The organism is uncultured Polaribacter sp., from assembly GCF_947501385.1.
Lineage (GTDB): Bacteria > Bacteroidota > Bacteroidia > Flavobacteriales > Flavobacteriaceae > Polaribacter.
In genome coordinates this window covers 68,050-86,126 of the sequence record NZ_CANMVP010000022.1, presented here as the reverse complement: position 1 = coordinate 86,126, position 18,077 = coordinate 68,050, and the positions used below count along the sequence as shown (strand labels likewise).

19 protein-coding genes are annotated in these 18,077 nt (G+C 30.8%); 7 read left to right on the top strand and 12 right to left on the bottom strand.

What is annotated here, in order from left to right; all coding sequences use genetic code 11:
- Positions 1-134 precede the first annotated feature (134 nt).
- Entirely contained in the window at positions 135-944 is an 810-nt protein-coding gene (locus Q0998_RS14490; protein ID WP_366943654.1) for an AraC family transcriptional regulator, read from the top strand.
- A gap of 228 nt (positions 945-1,172) precedes the next feature.
- On the top strand, positions 1,173-1,658 hold the full coding sequence (locus Q0998_RS14485; RefSeq protein ID WP_299670986.1) for a hypothetical protein: 486 nt from the start codon (positions 1,173-1,175) through the stop codon (positions 1,656-1,658).
- 1 nt (position 1,659) lies between these two features.
- Here Q0998_RS14485 and Q0998_RS14480 read toward each other — a convergent pair whose 3' ends face one another.
- The 8 genes from Q0998_RS14480 to Q0998_RS14445 all read right to left on the bottom strand — a co-directional run bounded on the left by Q0998_RS14480 (position 1,660) and on the right by Q0998_RS14445 (position 5,745).
- Positions 1,660-2,079, bottom strand: a complete 420-nt coding sequence (locus tag Q0998_RS14480) for a DUF3052 domain-containing protein (protein WP_299670984.1) — start codon at positions 2,077-2,079, stop codon at positions 1,660-1,662.
- Positions 2,080-2,108: 29 nt separating this feature from the next.
- Entirely contained in the window at positions 2,109-2,609 is a 501-nt protein-coding gene (locus Q0998_RS14475) for a hypothetical protein (protein WP_299670982.1), read from the bottom strand.
- 69 nt (positions 2,610-2,678) lie between these two features.
- Complete coding sequence (locus Q0998_RS14470) at positions 2,679-3,488, bottom strand: hypothetical protein (RefSeq protein ID WP_299670980.1); 810 nt, start codon at positions 3,486-3,488, stop codon at positions 2,679-2,681.
- Positions 3,489-3,490: 2 nt separating this feature from the next.
- Entirely contained in the window at positions 3,491-3,904 is a 414-nt protein-coding gene (locus Q0998_RS14465; protein WP_299670978.1) for a DUF1801 domain-containing protein, read from the bottom strand.
- A 5-nt stretch (positions 3,905-3,909) separates the two neighbouring features.
- Entirely contained in the window at positions 3,910-4,344 is a 435-nt protein-coding gene (locus tag Q0998_RS14460; RefSeq protein ID WP_299670976.1) for an SRPBCC family protein, read from the bottom strand.
- Positions 4,341-4,814 (bottom strand): VOC family protein, encoded by a 474-nt coding sequence (locus tag Q0998_RS14455; RefSeq protein ID WP_299670974.1) that lies wholly within the window; start codon positions 4,812-4,814, stop codon positions 4,341-4,343. The genes Q0998_RS14460 and Q0998_RS14455 overlap by 4 nt, the downstream gene beginning before the upstream one ends.
- Entirely contained in the window at positions 4,798-5,238 is a 441-nt protein-coding gene (locus tag Q0998_RS14450; RefSeq protein ID WP_299670973.1) for an SRPBCC domain-containing protein, read from the bottom strand. The genes Q0998_RS14455 and Q0998_RS14450 overlap by 17 nt, the downstream gene beginning before the upstream one ends.
- A 72-nt stretch (positions 5,239-5,310) precedes the next feature.
- On the bottom strand, positions 5,311-5,745 hold the full coding sequence (locus Q0998_RS14445) for a hypothetical protein (protein WP_299670971.1): 435 nt from the start codon (positions 5,743-5,745) through the stop codon (positions 5,311-5,313).
- Between the two features lie 125 nt (positions 5,746-5,870).
- On the opposite strand from Q0998_RS14445, the gene Q0998_RS14440 reads away from it, so the two are divergent.
- The 3 genes from Q0998_RS14440 to rimO all read left to right on the top strand — a co-directional run bounded on the left by Q0998_RS14440 (position 5,871) and on the right by rimO (position 9,558).
- Positions 5,871-6,113 (top strand): hypothetical protein, encoded by a 243-nt coding sequence (locus tag Q0998_RS14440; RefSeq protein WP_299670969.1) that lies wholly within the window; start codon positions 5,871-5,873, stop codon positions 6,111-6,113.
- 278 nt (positions 6,114-6,391) lie between these two features.
- Positions 6,392-8,044: an amidase family protein gene (locus Q0998_RS14435; protein ID WP_299670967.1), complete on the top strand. Its 1,653-nt coding sequence runs from the start codon at positions 6,392-6,394 to the stop codon at positions 8,042-8,044.
- A gap of 194 nt (positions 8,045-8,238) precedes the next feature.
- Entirely contained in the window at positions 8,239-9,558 is a 1,320-nt protein-coding gene (gene rimO, locus Q0998_RS14430) for a 30S ribosomal protein S12 methylthiotransferase RimO (protein WP_299670965.1), read from the top strand.
- A 250-nt stretch (positions 9,559-9,808) separates the two neighbouring features.
- On the opposite strand, the gene Q0998_RS14425 is transcribed toward rimO, so the two are convergent.
- A complete protein-coding gene (locus tag Q0998_RS14425; protein WP_299670964.1) occupies positions 9,809-12,304 on the bottom strand; it encodes a M14 family metallopeptidase in 2,496 nt (831 codons plus the stop codon).
- 205 nt (positions 12,305-12,509) lie between these two features.
- On the opposite strand from Q0998_RS14425, the gene bshC reads away from it, so the two are divergent.
- Both bshC and rlmF read left to right on the top strand, forming a co-directional pair.
- Positions 12,510-14,102, top strand: a complete 1,593-nt coding sequence (gene bshC, locus Q0998_RS14420; RefSeq protein WP_299670963.1) for a bacillithiol biosynthesis cysteine-adding enzyme BshC — start codon at positions 12,510-12,512, stop codon at positions 14,100-14,102.
- 104 nt (positions 14,103-14,206) lie between these two features.
- Positions 14,207-15,061 carry a 23S rRNA (adenine(1618)-N(6))-methyltransferase RlmF gene (rlmF, locus tag Q0998_RS14415; protein WP_299670961.1) on the top strand — a complete coding sequence of 285 codons (855 nt, stop codon included), beginning with the start codon at positions 14,207-14,209 and terminating at the stop codon, positions 15,059-15,061.
- Between the two features lie 220 nt (positions 15,062-15,281).
- Here rlmF and Q0998_RS14410 read toward each other — a convergent pair whose 3' ends face one another.
- From Q0998_RS14410 to lpdA, 3 genes are all read right to left on the bottom strand, one after another.
- Positions 15,282-15,881, bottom strand: coding sequence for a hypothetical protein (locus Q0998_RS14410; RefSeq protein ID WP_299670959.1), 600 nt, complete (start codon positions 15,879-15,881; stop codon positions 15,282-15,284).
- Between the two features lie 84 nt (positions 15,882-15,965).
- On the bottom strand, positions 15,966-16,340 hold the full coding sequence (locus Q0998_RS14405) for a LysM peptidoglycan-binding domain-containing protein (RefSeq protein WP_299670957.1): 375 nt from the start codon (positions 16,338-16,340) through the stop codon (positions 15,966-15,968).
- 192 nt (positions 16,341-16,532) lie between these two features.
- Positions 16,533-17,921 carry a dihydrolipoyl dehydrogenase gene (gene lpdA / locus Q0998_RS14400; protein WP_299670955.1) on the bottom strand — a complete coding sequence of 463 codons (1,389 nt, stop codon included), beginning with the start codon at positions 17,919-17,921 and terminating at the stop codon, positions 16,533-16,535.
- Positions 17,922-18,077: the final 156 nt, after the last annotated feature.

Sequence of the window (18,077 nt, the reverse complement as noted above, 5' to 3'; positions counted from 1 at the left end):
TTTGTAGGATGGTTGAAGAAAAGCCAGTATATCAAAAATTAATAAAACAGAAGCTAAACGTATAACTCAATAAATTTATTGTAAATTTTGCTATTAAAAATGAATCAAATTAACATATAGATATTTATTTTAAGATGAAAGTTGTAACTCATTTTCCTTCGAAGTTATTAAGAAACTATATAAAACATATGTGGATAGTTGAAGAAAATGGAGTGTTTAATGTCGACTTAAAATCTTTTCCTGTAGGTTATTCATTTATAAATATTATTGATGGTGATCCATTTTCGATTACTAATAAGGGTAATGAGTACCAAACGAAAAGTTATTTAGCAGGTTCTAACATGACTTTTTTTAATATTAAAATGAGTTATATTCGCAGAGCATTAACCATACAGCTTCAACCTTATGCTATTCCTTATCTTTTTGGGGTACCGGCATCAGAGTTTCTAAATGAAATAGTTTCTCTTAACGATTTTAAACCTGAACTATCACTACAACTAGAAGAATTGATTAGTAGCCCGATTGCTAGTAGTGAAGTGTTGAAATTTGTTGATAATATACTTTTGGCAAGTAGTGCTAAAAACCCGATAAGTAAAAGAATTACCCATGCATTACATTTGCTTATGAAAAGCGGAGGCGATATAAAAATAGAGGATTTATCAAATCAATTAAACATTTCTCAAAGAAGACTACAACAACTTTTTAACCATAATTTTGGGTTGACAGCTAAAGCGTATAGCCGAATAGTTAAAATGCAATATCATACATTTCAGATATTAAATGGTAAAGATTTAAATACAATCATACCAAATGGGTATTATGATCAGTCGCACTTTATCCATGAGTTAAAAAATCTAACAGGTTTATTACCGAACGATTTTTATAAGTACCTTAATAAAGAGGAGCACAAAATGGCATACCTAACTTCAAATTTATATTTTTAAAATAATTTCAATAAAACTTGAATCTCAAATAGATATAAGTAGGATTTTTAAATTTCGCTTTTTTACAATTTTCAAAGGGTTTTAATGGCTATAATTGCAACCATGTAGTTTTTTTGTCTGAACAAGTTATTTGATTTTAAGTTTTGATAATTTTATAAAAAGAAAAAATCTTAATTCAGAAATAATATATAATATTTATAGTAATAATAATTTAAAATGTTGTCAAATATGAAAGCTTTATTTTTTACATTTATTTTATCTTTATTAGCAGTGAATAAGACCTTATCTCAAACTTTTTTTGATCAAGTAAAAGATAAAGTTTGGGAAGGAAAAGGAACACTCATCGGTTCTCCAGCAACCTTTAAGATGAATTGGCAAAAAGTCCTGGATAATAACTTTTATAAGTTAGAATTCAAAAATCAAAGAGCGGTTAAAGACAAAAAAATAACTCTAAAAGCAACTGCATATTACAAAGTGTTGAGTGATTCCACTTTTGTGGGTACTTGGTTTGATTCTCGTGGAATTACATTTCCATTAAAAGGGAAATTATCCAAAAACCAACTTATGGTAGATTGGGGTACGCCTGAAACGGAAGTAGGTAAAAGTCTTTATTTGATATTAGAAAGCGGGCAAATAAAGGTAACCGATTTTATCAGACAAAAAGATAAAGAGTTTAAATTTGCTGAAGCTTTTTATAACAAAAAAGAAAAGTAGTTTAGGTTCTGTCCTTTAACCGATAAACAAATTTATGCCCACTCCAATCGTCATCAATAGCAGCTACTTTCACATCAACCAAACCATTATCTAATCCATAATTAATAATATCAAACTTGCCAAGTTCAGATTTTAAGATAGAAGTTTTTTTCGGCCAGCTTATCCAAAGAATACCATTCATTTCTAAATGATCTTTTGCTGTAGGATAATATTCTTTTAATTCATTCCAAGTAGTGACAAAGAGATGTATAAAATCAACCTTTTCATTACCAGATGGCATATTGTTAATTTTAATGTCACTAGGGAATTCATAAAAAAATTCTAAATAAGGTTTTGGTGCATTAAGAACTAAGACAGAACATCCTTGTTTTATGCCTAATTTTTTTGCTAAGGGTGTTCCAGAATAGCCTGCTGTTTTCATTAAATATTTTTAATATGATATATATGTTGTTATTTAAACTGTATATTTTTTATTACTTTCATTAAATCTGCAAAATTATTAGTAACAGATTGATCCATGTAAAAAGTTAAAGAAGTCTTCATCTTACTCTGTTTTGGAATATAGATACCTGTTTCACTTTTTTTATTTTTAGAAATATTTACTTGTAGTCCATTTATCTTTTTCTTTTCAACAACATACTTCTTGAGCTCATCATCATTTATGTATTTAGGAGCAAAGTTTCCATATTCATAATGAATTAATCCCTCATAGGTTTGGAAAGTACCAAAGGGGTCTCCTTCATTTCCATATCCATTGAATATATGATTCCATTTTTCAGGAATTTTCAATACGAAAAAATTAGTTTCAATAATTTGGTAAGTAGAATTTTCAGTTTCGGGGTTAGAAGATGACATTTCTTTACAGTTTAATGAGTTATGATTTAATTGAAAAAAAGCGTACATACCTAATATCAATAATCCTGCTAATAAAATATATTTTGTCCGTTTCATTGGTTTAATTTTATTGTATCCTCATTGTATAGCAACATTACTTCTCGTTTTAAGTTGTAACAATTTAGTTTAATTACTAAAAGCCATTTTTATTTTATACCGGTAATATCTACCTCCTGCTATTTCTTGTGCTAATTTTAAAACCTCTTTTGTTTCTTTACTTATCCAAAACACTTCTTTATTTCCTTTTGTAGTATGCTCTAGTAGCCAGCAATCAATTTCTTGATTGTTATATCCAATTAATTTGTCAGAGCCAGTTACAGTATAGTAAACATATTTGGGCGCTGAAAATCCAGGATCATAAAAAGGTACTCCAAAAGTTACTCCAACTATGTGTGGGAGTATTGGAAAAGTTTCCAAATCTAAATGCCAGTTTAACGCATATTGTTTCAAAGAAGTTTTAAACCCTTCCCAGGATTTTTTTCTGGTTTTTAAAGTATCGTTATCATTTAACGTATAGTCAGCTATTGTTGCTGTTGAATTTATAAAATTATAGGTAGAATTACCTGTTTTTTGCCACCAACTTTTATGATATAACCATTGCATAGTTTTAGCATCAGAAATAGATTTGGTAGTATGAATAATGGTATCATTTTGTTCCCAGACCTGTGAAACTTCGATAGCTTTTTTACCATTAAATTCGGTCTTTAGTATTTTCCTTGTCCAAAATGAGGTCATAGAACGAGGTGCCTCTTTTCCTTTCTTAAAATAAACTAAATAACGGTGTGTTCCTTCTTTTAAGACAGCTGGATTTACATCATTTTGGCTAATGATAAGGGTGTCTTGATCTTTTTTGCTGCTAGAATAGGTTATATTTTTTGCTGCTACTGTAACGAATGGTAAGGTAATTAAAATAAAAAAAAGAAAGTCATTTTTCATAATTAGTATTTGATACTATATTTATTTTTCATGTTTATAAATGAATGCTCTATTAGTTTGCCAAGCAAAGGTTTATCAATATCGTTCAACGTATTGATATATAAACAAGAAGCACCAGTTTTAAATTTTCCTAATTTACTCATGATATCTTTGTAGTGTGTAAAACCATCTACTATATATACAGCAAGATATTTTTTTCTAGGGCAAAAACCTGTTAGAAACCATTCACCTTCACGTCCGCTTTCATATTGGTAGGTGTAAGAACCAAACCCAATCATTTGATTGTGCCATAATTTTGGTTTTCTACCAGTAATCTTAGTCATTACTTTTAATAGTTGATAACTGTCCGTTTTTAGCTGAGGATCAGCTATATTATCTAATTGTTGTTGAATTTTTGATTGAATTTCCTCTTGCATGATAATTACTTTTTATTTTCTGCAAAATTTTTGAATGCAAGGGCAAATTTTTTGGTTTGTTTTTTAAACATGCCAGGTAAAAAAAAACCAATTATTTTTAAAAAGCCTTTTAAATCAAAATTTTCATCAATTTGATACAGCGTTGTTTCATTATCTAATGCTATAAAAGTTGTTTTTTGGGTATTTACTATTCCATTAATTGTATATTCGGCAAGAATTTCTGGTCCGTTATTTTTAATAATGCTTTCATTCATTTCGTTATCTTTTCCATTTAACATGATTTGATACATAGAAACTGAACCTGCTTCTTTATTTTTTCCTTTAATAATTTCATGTGTTGAAACACCTGGCATCCATTTAGTATAGTATTTAGGATTGTTAAATAAAGTTATAACTTCTTCAATAGGTTTATTAATTTCTATTCGTTCTATATAGTTCATGATGTTAATTTGTAAGTTACTTCTATTCTGTTATTATCTGGATCTAATGTTTCAAATTCATAATAATTATCTCCAGTAGTTCTTGGTCCACTTAAAATTTTAATACCAGCAACTTTTAGCTGATTTGCCTTTTCATCAACTTTTTCTTTACTTTTAGCACCAAATGCTAAATGAATAATTCCTTGATGCTGTTTACCGATAGTATCATTTTTATTTATTGGAATATTAGGCATTTTCATAAGTTCCAATCTTGCTCCCGATGAAAAAGAGAGGAAATAACTTTCAAAGTTATTTTGAGGGTTAATATATTTTTCGTTGGAAATTCCATCAAAAAAAATAGTATAGTAATTCTTTAAATCCTCTAATTTACTTGTCCATATAGCAACATGTTCTAAAATCATTTTGTTTTTATTTAAGTGATAAATACTTGAATTTTTTAATAAAGTAATAGCATTATTCTCGTTCTTCAAACGGCACTATTTTACCTTTCTCTACATAATTTTTCAAGCCATTTAAAAGCATTGCCCAACAAAATGAAGATCTTCTAAAATTGGCATTACATTCGCGCCAGCCAACATGCCAAAAGTTAACTTGAACAAAATTATTTTTTTCTTCTAAATCAAATCCGAAGGAAGTAGATTCCCAATCTTCATCAGATTTAGTCATCTTGATATGGAAAGATTTGTTTTTTTCTAATTTTACAACTGTTCCGTACCAATCATATGCTGGGGTGAAATAAAAATTGTATTCCGCGTTTAGGTTTGGGTTGCCTTTACATTTTTTTGGCCACCAATTCACCAAGTGTTCTGGTCTAGTAATTGCTTCAAATACTTTATCAATTCCTGCAGAAATTGTAATGTCATGAAAAATAGAATAATGTTCTTTTGCATTCATTTTAAATATCATTTAAATTGGTTGATGTTATAAAAAATATTAATGGTAGATAAAATAAATAGGTATGCTCTATCAACCATTGGGTAAATCATTACAGGGGATGTATTTTTTAATTTCAGCCGTAAGATTTTTATCAACACTTCTGTCTATTTTTAAAACCAGTCTTGTATCATTTACAGCATTTAAAAGTGTAAAATTATAGATAGTTCCACCTGTGGTTTCCAATACAACCTCATTATATTGAACTTTAGGTACAACCTGCCAATCTGAAGCTGGTTTTTTACTAAAGTTACTAGTATCTAAACTAAATTCTTCACCATCAGAATCTTTAATAGTTATTTTACTAAATAATTCTAACCCTTCTTCAAAAAAAACAGTTAAGTTATTTTCTGATTCCACTACAACGCCTGCTGGTGCTTCAATACAAGAAGTTATATTATCATTTTCTTGGCAAGAGATAAAAATAAATAACGCAAAGGCAACTAAATTAAATTTTGATTTCATCATTTTTCACCAAAAATAAACCAATACACAAGTTGTATATTGTAAAAAAGCGAAATAAAGAAATTAATGTATAGCGTGTTTATAATTCAAAATATTGAATAAGTTTAACAAATTAAACGTATACAAAAATGTATTTATTTTTATACTCTTTAAAATTATTGCATAGGAAATTACATATTTTGGGTTTACACTGGTCTTTTTATTTTAATGAACAAGGTTTAGAAATGCCTATATGTAATAGGAATGTAATTATTTTATCTCAAGTAATTGTAATTTTTTATTTTGTTGCCATTGTATTGTTTTTGGTAAAGGTACATCTAGTTTCTACAACAAATTTGCAAAAACAACAATTGAAACACGGTAATTTTTAAGTGCGTCAATCAAATAAAGTCAAATTATGTATTGATTTTATTTTTTACGAAACTATTATAATTATTTGTCGAGCAATTTTTTTCAGCTTTTAGTTGAATGTATTCCTTCGTTTCGATATGCCCTCTGTTTTAACAGCTTATATCAAAAGTTAAAAAATTACTTTTTGATTTGTAAAAAATCAACATTACAAATCCCTGTTTTTCTAATCATTGTGTTTTTATACATTACATTTAAAAAGGTTTAAAATAGTATCTTTGAAAGTAAATTAACTAATACCATGAAAAAAACATTACTTTTTATTTTTTCAATTTCTTTTTTTGTTGCTTGTCAAACAAAAAAAGAGAAACAACCACCTGTTATTTTTACCAAATATAACGAAACTGCAGCTTTAGAAAAGCAACAAAATCATAAGAGTGGTAGAATGCAATTTAAATTGTTTCAGTCTAAATTTTTAGATATGAATACTATTTTCAAACCCTTTGAAAAAGATTTAGCCTATTTCTCTGAAGAAAATTATAAAGCACTAAAACCACTTATTTTAGAACAAAACATTTTTCAACTTCAACAAAATGTAAAAAACAGAAAACTAACTTATGAAACGTTGACACTTTTTTATTTATATAGAATTCGAAAATTTGAAAGTGATTCGGCACGATCCTTAAACAGTATTATTTCTTTAAACCCAAATGTGTTAGAAGAGGCAAGAGCAAAAGATAAAAATAGGGAAGCGCATGCAAACGATTACGCTGTATATGGAATGCCCATTTTATTAAAAGACAATATCAATACCAAAGATATGCCAACTACTGCGGGGGCAATTGCGCTGGCAGAAAATAAAATGACGAAAGATGCTTTTATCGTTCAACAATTAAGAAAAAACGGAGCGCTCATTTTAGGAAAGGTAAACTTGAGTGAATGGGCTTATTTTTTCTGTTCTGGTTGTCCTTTGGGCTATTCTGCTATTGGCGGACAAACCTTAAATCCTTACGGAAGAGGAATGTTTGAAACAGGAGGAAGTTCTGCTGGAAGTGGAGTTTCAATAGCTGCTAATTTTGCAGTAGCAGCCATTGGTACAGAAACTGCGGGTTCTATCACTTCGCCTTCAAGTTTAAATTCTGTGGTTGGTCTAAAACCAACAATTGGCATCTTAAGTAGAACAGGAATTGTACCCATTTCATCAACATTAGATACGCCAGGACCCATGACCAAAAGTGTTTTGGACACTGCCATTTTAATGGATGCGATGGTTGGTGTTGATAAAAACGATGCAACAACTAAAAAGATCGATGAAGAGTATACACAAAACGGTTTTTCAAATAAATTTGAAAAAAGAAAATTAGGTGTATTAAAGTCATTATTATCAGATTCTATTTACGCTACCACAGTAGAAAGGTTAAAAAAAGTGGGTGTTGAAGTTGTAATAATTACACCTCCAGAAATTTCTTTTGAGGGTTTTGTTACTTTGTTAAATATTGATATGAAAAATGATTTACCAAAATATTTATCTAAAAACGCTGATAAAGCAGTTGCTATCAAAAAAGTGAAAGATGTGGTGGATTTTAATTTAAAAGATTCCGTTTTAAGAGCACCTTACGGGCAACAATTATTTGATGGTATTGTAAAAGATAAAACCACCCCTAAAGAATTAGCGCTTGTAAAAAAGCATTTAAACGCTGAAGGTAAAAAGTTTCTACAAGCATTATATGATGAAAAATTAGATGCCATTTTATCTATAAATAATTATCATTCTGGTATTGCCGCAGTTGCAAAATATCCTACACTTACCGTTCCTATGGGTTATAAAATATCTGGTGAACCCATTAGTTTAACATTTATTGGAACACCTTTTTCTGAAAGAAAATTATTAGAAATTGGTTACGCTTTTGAGCAATTAACAAGAGTTAGAAAAATGCCTAAAAACTATCAATAGAATCATTAAAAGCACTATTTTTGCACTCGTTTTAATCAAAAAGTATTCCTAGAGGCTCAGCTTCAAGGTTTCCAATGAAACTGTCATTCCCGTGAACCTGCCTGCGGCAAGCAGGAACGGGAATCTAAATTAAAGCAAAAACTTTATAACTATTAATGCCCAAAGCAATTAGCTAAAGGCGAAAAGATATTATCATGCGTACAAAAACCATCAAGAAAAATAAAATCAACGTTGTTACTTTAGGTTGTTCTAAAAACATTTACGATTCGGAAGTGTTAATGGGACAATTAAAAGCGAATGGTAAAAACGTGGTTCACGAAGACCCAGAAGATGATGGAAATATTGTGGTAATAAATACCTGTGGTTTTATTGGAAAGGCAAAGGAAGAATCTATTGATACGATTTTGCACTACGCCAAAAGAAAAGAAGCTGGTGAAATTGATAAAGTGTTTGTTTCTGGTTGTTTAAGTGAGCGTTATAAGCCCGATTTAGAAAAGGAAATTCCGAATGTAGATCAGTATTTTGGAACGCATGATTTGCCAAACTTATTAAAGGTTTTAGAAGCAGATTACAAGCACGAGTTGATTGGAGAACGTTTAACAACCACTCCAAAACACTATGCCTATTTAAAAATTGCAGAAGGTTGCGATAGGCCTTGTTCGTTTTGCGCCATTCCTTTAATGCGAGGAAAACACAAATCGACTCCGATTGAAGATATTATTACTGAAGCGACAAAATTAGCAGAAAAAGGAATCAAAGAAGTAATGCTAATTGCGCAAGATTTAACCTATTATGGTTTAGATATCTATAAAAAACGTGCATTGGCCCAATTATTAGAGGCGCTAGCAAAAGTAGAGGGGATTGAATGGATTCGTATGCATTATGCCTTTCCTACCGGTTTTCCGATGGATGTTTTAGATGTCATGAAACGCGAACCAAAAGTGTGTAATTATTTAGACATTCCTTTGCAGCATATCAATACAGAGTTATTAAAATCTATGAAACGTGGCACAACGCATGAGAAAACCACGGCCTTAATTCATAAGTTTAGAGAAGCGGTTCCAAAAATGGCTATTAGAACAACTTTAATTGTTGGATATCCTGGTGAAACAGAAGCAATGTTTCAAGAATTAAAAGATTGGGTAGAAGAAATGCGCTTTGAACGTCTGGGCGCTTTTGAATATTCTCATGAAGAAAATACGGGTGCATATGTTTTAGAGGACGATGTACCTGCGGAAGTTAAGTTTCAAAGAGTAAATGAAATTATGGAAATTCAATCTCAAATTTCTTGGGAATTGAATCAAGCAAAAATAGGAAAAACATTTCGATGTTTGTTTGACAGAAAAGATGGCGAATATTTTTATGGAAGAACAGAATCAGATTCACCAGATGTAGATAATGATGTTTTGGTAGATGCCAGAGAACATTACATAAAAATTGGTGAATTTATAGATGTAAAAATTCACGAAGCTGGAGATTACGATTTATATGGAACGCCAGTAAAAAATAAGTAGGCAGTATTCAGTAAAACAGTTTGCAGTCAAAACCAAACCTCAAAGGTTTTTAAAACCTGTGAAGTTTGGTGTATGTGTAATTTTTCAAATTTCTTTACGAAATTGAATTGTAAAAATACCTATGTCTGTTCGAGCGCTCCGAAGCTTCGGAAGAGAACTCATTATTTGTCTAAAATTAATGAACTTTTCACTAGCTACTTTTAATAAAAATGTCTTCATTAAAGTACTACTCAAGAGACACTTGTAAGTACTACTTCAATTTATTAGAATTTAATAAAAAAACAGCATTCGCAACAAATAATTTTCCATTTTCCCAGAAAGATCTAAATAACGGATTGTCTACCATATACACAATACTTCCGCTGCCCATAGGTTGCTCTCCAAATAGCAACGATTCTGGCACTTTTTTTATCGCCTTACTTCCTGCATAACCAGAAACGTTTTTGCTGTTTTTATCAAAATAACCAACATTGTAACCCTTTTTTAAATATTTGTAAGAAGTTCCGCTTAATTTTAAGGAGAAATACTCCTTTTTATAACCAAAAGCTAAAGGATGCGTATTATCTAAAGTACTTTTAAAAATACTTCCTGTAATTAAATTTGTTACTGCCTTTCTTTCTCTTTCTGCAAACGGAGTTAAATTATCTTCTTTGTCATTTTCTTTTTCGTCTTCTTTATCATCTTCTTTTTTCTTTTTTAAGGAAAATCCATCTTTATCAGCAAAACTATTGAGCGCATTTCCAATGGCAAGTAAAGTTCCTCCAGAACGCACCCATTTTTTCAGGTTGTCTAATGTAGTTTTATTTAAAACTTTGCTGTAGTAACCACTTGGTAATATAATTACATCATATTTGGTGAAATCTGTAGCAGAAAAATCATCAGAATTTATATTTGTAATTGGATACTTTAATTGTGTTTCAAAAAAGTGCCAAACTTCACCAAAACTTAATGAAGAAGTTCCTTTACCAGAAATAACGGCTATTTTTTGGTGGTTGATTGGTTTTACAGAAGATGACCCAAAGTCTACTCCAGATTGAGAGAAACCAGTTGAAACCGCAGTTAACTGACGCATATTTCGATCAGCAATTTTTATTAACTTCGAATCAAAGTCTTTATTTTTATTATCATTCCTTAAAATAATTAGTGTTCCAGCTTCAAAAGATTTGCCGTTTGCAGCAAATGCTTTTTCAGTAAATCTCGGTACAATATTATGTTGTAATAAATCACCTAAAAAAGCAGCATCATCTAAACTGTTCCATTTAGAAATGTAGGCATACGCAGATGTACTTGCTACATTATCAAATGAATACTTATTATTTTTAGCAGTAGAGCTTATTTTTGTTTTAGAAGCTATTGCATTTAAGCCATGCGCATACGGTAAAGACCAGGCAGTAATGTCATAAGTTAACGAATCTACCAATTTCGCATTGGGTTCAAACAAAACTTTTACCATTTTACCTTTTGGCTGATTTGTATGAATTACCAAATCATTGGTAGAAGTAGTAAATTTTTCATCTTTTTGATTTCCATAGTTATACCCTTTTACACTAACATTTGATGCACCTTCATATTGAATTTCATGCTTGTCTAACAATGCCTTTAAACGATTTATTTTATCTTCATTGTCGTTTTTTAATACATAACTCTTAAAATTTAAAGCAGAATTGTCAAAGAATTTCTTAAATTCAGTATTTAATATTTCAGCATTTTTAGAAGAAATTTCTACGGTAGACAAACCTGTTGTTGTATGATGAATTGCTCTGTCTTTCAATGTTAAAATCTCACCTTCGTCAGTTTGTATTCCTAAACCTGCTTTTCCATGACCCGCTTGTTCATAGGTCATACCAATAGCGCCCATATAGGTTGGGTACGTATCTCCATAACTTGGGTATAATAAATCGAAACTTTCTTTTGTAAAATACAACCAGCCTTCTTTGTCGAAGTATTTCGCATGATTTTTTCCAATCTGGGTTTGAAAATCACGTTGCCATTCAGAAATAATTTCGTGAAAAGGTGCTGCCGCCGGTGCAAAATAATACGGACTGTTAATATATTGTTCATGAAAATCGACATGAATATGCGGCATCCATTTGTTGTACATTTTTATTCTTTGGGCAGATTCTACTTGCGTTGCCCAAGCCCAATCTCTATTTAAATCGAATAAATAATGATTTGGTCTTCCACCGGGCCAAGGTTCTGCATGCTCTTTTGCATTTTGATCTACATTATAGGGCGTACTTTTTACTTGGTTAAACCAGTTTACATATCGGTCTCTTCCATCAGGATTTATACACGGATCTATAATTACAATGGTATTTTCTAACCATGCTTTTTTACTTGTTACCAATTCATATAAAGTTAACATCGCTGCTTCTGTACTAGAAGCTTCATTTCCGTGCACATTGTAACTCAGCCAAACAATGGCTTTTTTATTTGTAGCGTTCCCAGCAATAATTCCTGTTTGAGAAAGATTGTCTCTTCTAATTTTTTGTAAATTATCTATGTTTTCTTGAGAAGAAATATAACTTAAGTACAAAGGTCTGTGTTCATTGGTTTCTCCATATTTTTCTAATTGAACGTTAGATAAAGTGGTGCTAACATATTTAAAATAGTCTACAACTCTGTGATGTCTTGTAAAACGAGCACCAATTTCGTAGCCTAAAAATTGTGATGGAGATTGTAATTTCTGAGAAAAGGTAGTTCCTATACAAAGAATAAGAAGAAATAAAAAAGCGTTGAATTTCATGTAAATAATTGATTAAGAAACCAAAAGTAAGGATATAATTTTAATTTTTTGACTTGTAGAATTTGAAACATGTTAAAAGTTTGTTAGATTGAATTTGCATTTTCAACTACCCATAAAATAATTGTATTTTTATAAAAAATTAAACAAGTAATATGAACGCAGACTCAGATTCTGATTGTTGTATAAATAGTGTTGTAAATTAATTATGAAAGCAACACAAATTCCATTTGAACAAACAGGTTTCTTCTCTAAAATAATGTTAGATTATTTAGAGCAAAAAGAACCGATAAAGTCGTTTTATAATAATTTTCCAAACGTCTCTGGTTTTCATAACCAGATTGAAGAAAAAGAGAAATCATTTAGATTGCAATCTAGGTTGGTGTTAGTGGATGCTTTAAAAAAGCAATATGAAGGTTTTGATATTTCAGAAAAAACGCGAGAAAATATTCAGCTTTTAAAGTTGAAAAACACCTTTACAATCACCACGGGCCATCAATTGAATTTATTTACGGGACCACTGTATTTCTTATATAAAATAATAGCTGCTATCAATCTAGCAGAAGAATTATCAGAAAAATTTCCAGCACAAAATTTTGTTCCTGTGTATTGGATGGCAACGGAAGATCATGATTTTGAGGAAATTAATTACTTCAATTTTGATGGAAAGAAAGTATTATGGAGTAGAGAAGATGGTGGTGCAGTTGGACGATTTTCTACGGAAGGATTAGAAAGTGTTTTTGAAGTTTTTTCAAACCAACTAGGAAATTCTAAAAACGCCAAGGAGCTAAAAGAACTATTTTCTAAAGGATATCTAAAGCATGATAATTTAGCAGATGCTACTCGTTTTATTGCCAATGAATTGTTCAAAGAATATGGTTTGGTAATTGTTGATGGTGACGATAAAGAATTAAAGAAATTATTTATCCCATTTATAAAAGACGAGTTAGAAAACGAAACGTCCTTTAAGGAAGTTTCTAAAACGGTTACAAGTTTAGAGAAAAATTATAAAATTCAGGTAAATCCTAGAGAGATTAACTTGTTTTATTTGGGTAAAAATTCTCGTGAACGTATTATTTTTGAAGATGGAGTTTACAAAGTAAACAATACAAATACCTCTTTTTCTAAAAGTGAAATCTTACAAGAAGTTGAAAAAAATCCGTTAGCTTTTTCGCCAAATGTTATTGTGAGACCTTTGTATCAAGAAGTCATTTTACCGAATTTGTGTTATATTGGAGGAGGAGGAGAAATAGCATACTGGTTTGAGTTGAAAAATTACTTCAACAAGGTAAAGGTTCCTTTTCCAATTTTATTATTAAGAAATTCTGTACAAGTCATATCAGAAAAACAACAAAAGAAATTAGATAATTTAAATATTTCTCATGAAGAGATTTTTTTAAGTCAACATAAACTATTGTCTAAAAAAGTGGTGGAAAATTCAGCCATTGAAATCGATTTTAATGCCAAAATTAATTTTTTAGAAAATCAGTTTTCAGATTTAAAAGAAGTGGCTAAAAAAACAGACGTTTCATTTATAAATGCAGTAAACGCACAAGAAAGAAAGCAAATAAAAGGATTAGAAAATCTTCAAAAACGTTTGTTAAAAGCTGAAAAAAGAAGACAAAAGGATTTGGTAGACAGAATTACCGAACTTCAAAATGCAATAGTACCAAACCAAAGTTTAGAAGAAAGGCAACGTAATTTTTCTGAATATTATTTAGAATATGGTTCATCTTTTATTGAAGCTTTAAAGAAATCATTAAAACCTTTAGATTTAGAATTTACCATTTTAGAATTGTAAAATTATAAATAGGAATAAATGTCCCCTCGAGCGCAGTCGAGAGGTTATTAGTTTTATTACGATTTAAATAGGTCTCGACTGCGCTCGACCAGACATTTTAATTTATGAAAGACAAAGGATTGCACCCGAAAAATAAATTCAATACAGGCTATAATTTTGATGATTTAATCAAAGTAAACCCAAATTTAGAAACCCTAGTTTCAGAAAATGCATACGGAACCACAACAATTGATTTTTCAAACCCAACAGCGGTAAAAGAACTGAACAAAGGCTTATTATTTTCTTATGATCAAATTTCTGTTTGGGACTTTCCAGATGCGAATTTATGTCCGCCAATTCCTGGACGTTTAGATTATATTCATCATTTGGCAGACTTGCTTTCTTCCGAAGAAGCTATAAAAATTTTAGATATTGGAACAGGCGCAACGTGTATTTATCCGCTTTTAGGAGTAGCAGAATACAATTGGAATTTTGTGGGTACGGATATCGATTTAGATTCTTTAGATACAGCACAAGATATTATTTATGATAATGCATTAGAAAGTAATATAGAATTGCGTCAACAATTTGATGAAAACAATATTTTAAAAGGAATTTTAAAAGATGATGATGCATTTTCTGCGACGATGTGTAATCCGCCTTTCTATAAATCAGCAGAAGAAGCACAAGGTGCAAATAAGCGAAAAAATAGAAATTTGGGAAATAATGCTGTTCGGAACTTTTCTGGGAACAATAACGAATTGTGGTATGTTGGAGGAGAAAAAGCTTTTTTACATAACTATTTGTATGAAAGTTCTTTATTTAAGGAAAAAAGCAAATGGTTTACAAGTCTAGTTTCTAGAAAAGAAAATGTAGAGAGTTTAGAAAAATCATCTAAAAAATTGGGTGCGACAGCATTTAAGGTAATTCCACTAAGTCAAGGAAATAAAGTGACACGAATTGTTTGTTGGAAGTTTTAGGGAGCCTCTTTTAATTTCCCCGAAGGGGAAAATACTCTGATGGAAAATCTGTATTTGTTTTAAAATCTCTTCGAAATAATTAATCGCAAAGTTCGCAAAGGTTTTAGACTTAATAAATTTCCTTTAAACAATCCTCACAACAATCCGTGAAATTCGTGTCTTTTTTTATAAAGCTTTGTGTTTTCTCTGTGTAATTCCTCCGTGAATCTCTGTGTAATAATTAATTAAAAACAACATCATTAATTTGATACTTTTTACAAATAAAATGTAAAATTGTATAGACCAACATGTGCACAAAAACCAAGCAAATAAACGCATATAAAGGAACTCCGAATAGTTGATACGGCCAATAATAAGTCCAAACACCTAGATAAATTGTAATAACTTCTCCGAAAGCAGGAAGAATTAAAGCCAAAATAAGCGCTAAAATAATTTTATTTTTTTGGGTTTGATTTTTTAAAAGCGGAATTAATTGTAGTTCTAATTTATATAAAAAGTAGAATGCATACATCCAAGCAAAAGGCAACCAAAGAGGTAGTTCTCTTGCAACAGCATGATATTCCCAATATCCATTGGAAACTCCCCAAGTTTCACCTACAAGACCACCAAAACAGGTGAGTAGCATTCCTATGAGTAGCAACCAGTTTTTCTTTTTTGGTTTTAGAATGTCCTTATAGATATTGTGTGTAATTTTGAGTACTAAGATGATGGCAATCCATAGATCGTATTCTTTTAAATAGCCAATACATATACCCGCAATTATTAATTTTAAAATTCCTTTAAGAATTTCAATAAAAAACTTTTTTTTGTTAGTGATCAATTTATAAAATCATTTTTTCTTTTTCAAATATAAAAAAAACCGAAGCGGTTTTGCCTCGGTTTTCAATATATAATACATGAATTTCTACAAATTAGGAAGTATTAATTCTTGCCCTGGATGAATTAAGTCCGCAGATTTTAAAATACCCTTATTGGCTTCATAAATAGCATTGTATTTCATGGCATCTCCATAATAATGTTTTGCTATTTTACTCAAAGACTCTCCACTTTTTACTGTATGTTTTGCGAACACAGAAGTATCATCAACTTTAATGTCTGCCATAATATCGCTTGGGTTTTCACCGCCAACTTTCTTGATTTCGTCCCACAGCAGATTTTTTTCATATTGGTTACTTGCAGTACCCCAAATTTTTAATTTCCCGTCTTCAACTTTTACATCGCCATTTTTAATATTTAATTTTTCACCTAAGTCTAAAACACTTTGATATTTTGCTCTCATTTTAATTTTTTTAATTGTTATTATTAGTATTGAAAAATATATAAAAACCGAAGTAATTCACCTCGGTTTTTGATAAATCTATGCGTTTAATAATTTAAAGTCTTTGCGAAGAAAGTTTTTCACTTTCTGTGGCAATCTCTCAATTAAATTAACAGATTGCTTCGTCCTGACGTCCTCGCAATGACGAAACCTTTATAAATGTATCACTTCATCATAAGCATCGGCAACTGCTTCCATAACCGCTTCACTCATGGTTGGATGTGGATGAATTGTTTTTAAAACCTCATGCCCAGTTGTTTCTAATTTACGTCCTAAAACTGCTTCAGCAATCATATCTGTAACACCAGCACCAATCATGTGGCAACCTAACCATTCGCCATATTTTGCATCAAAAATAACTTTTACAAAACCATCTGGCGTGCCAGCTGCTTTTGCTTTTCCTGAAGCAGAAAAAGGAAATTTACCCACTTTTAATTCGTAACCAGCTTCTTTTGCTTTTGCTTCCGTCATTCCAACAGAGGCAATTTCTGGAGTTGCATAGGTACAACCAGGAACGTTTCCATAATCGATAGGTTCTGTATGCAAACCTGCCAATTTCTCGACACAGGTAATTCCTTCCGCAGAAGCAACATGTGCTAAAGCTTGTCCAGGAACCACATCTCCAATGGCATAATAACCAGGAATATTTGTTTGGTAAAAATCATTGACCAAAATTTTATCTCTGTCTACAATAATACCCACATCTTCTAAACCAATATTTTCGATATTCGATTTAATTCCAACTGCTGATAATAAAATATCTGCTTTTAGAGTTTCTTCACCTTTCTTTGTTTTTACAGTAGCAACAACACCTTTACCAGAAGTATCTACAGCTTCTACAGAAGAATTTGTCATCACTTTAATTCCTGCTTTTTTAATAGAACGCTCAAATTGCTTCGAAATATCGATATCTTCTACCGGTACTAAATTTGGTTGAAATTCTACAATGGTAACTTCCGTTCCCATGGTATTGTAGAAATGCGCAAACTCAACACCAATGGCTCCAGAACCCACAACAATCATTGTTTTTGGCTGACTAGGCAATGTCATTGCTTTTCTATATTCAATTACTTTTACACCATCTTGTGGTAAATTTGGTAATTCACGAGAACGAGAACCCGTTGCAATAATAATATTGTCGGCAGAGTATTCCGTTACTTTTCCATCTTCGGCAGTAACTTCTACTTTTTTACCTGTTTTTATTTTTCCGAAACCATCAAGAATGTCGATTTTGTTTTTCTTCATTAAAAAAGCCACACCTTTGCTCATTCCGTCTGCAACACCACGACTTCTTTTAATTACCGCATCAAAATCTTTGTCAATTGCTTCTGCTTTTAAACCATATTCATCTACATGTTTTAAATAATCGTACACTTGTGCAGATTTTAACAATGCTTTGGTTGGGATACAACCCCAGTTTAGGCAAATTCCGCCTAAAGATTCTTTTTCTACAATGGCAACTTTAAAGCCCAATTGCGAAGCTCTAATTCCAGTTACGTAACCTCCAGGTCCACTTCCAATAATGATGATGTCGTATTTCATAATTCTGTATTTTATTTTTTTGGGCGTTTTAACAGGCTTTTCGTTTTATCTTTTTATAACTGTTATTGCGAATAAAGCTTTTTCTGCTTTATGTGGCAATCTCTTGATTAATTAAAAGGTTGCTTCGTTCCTCGCAATAAAGCCATTAAAAAGAGT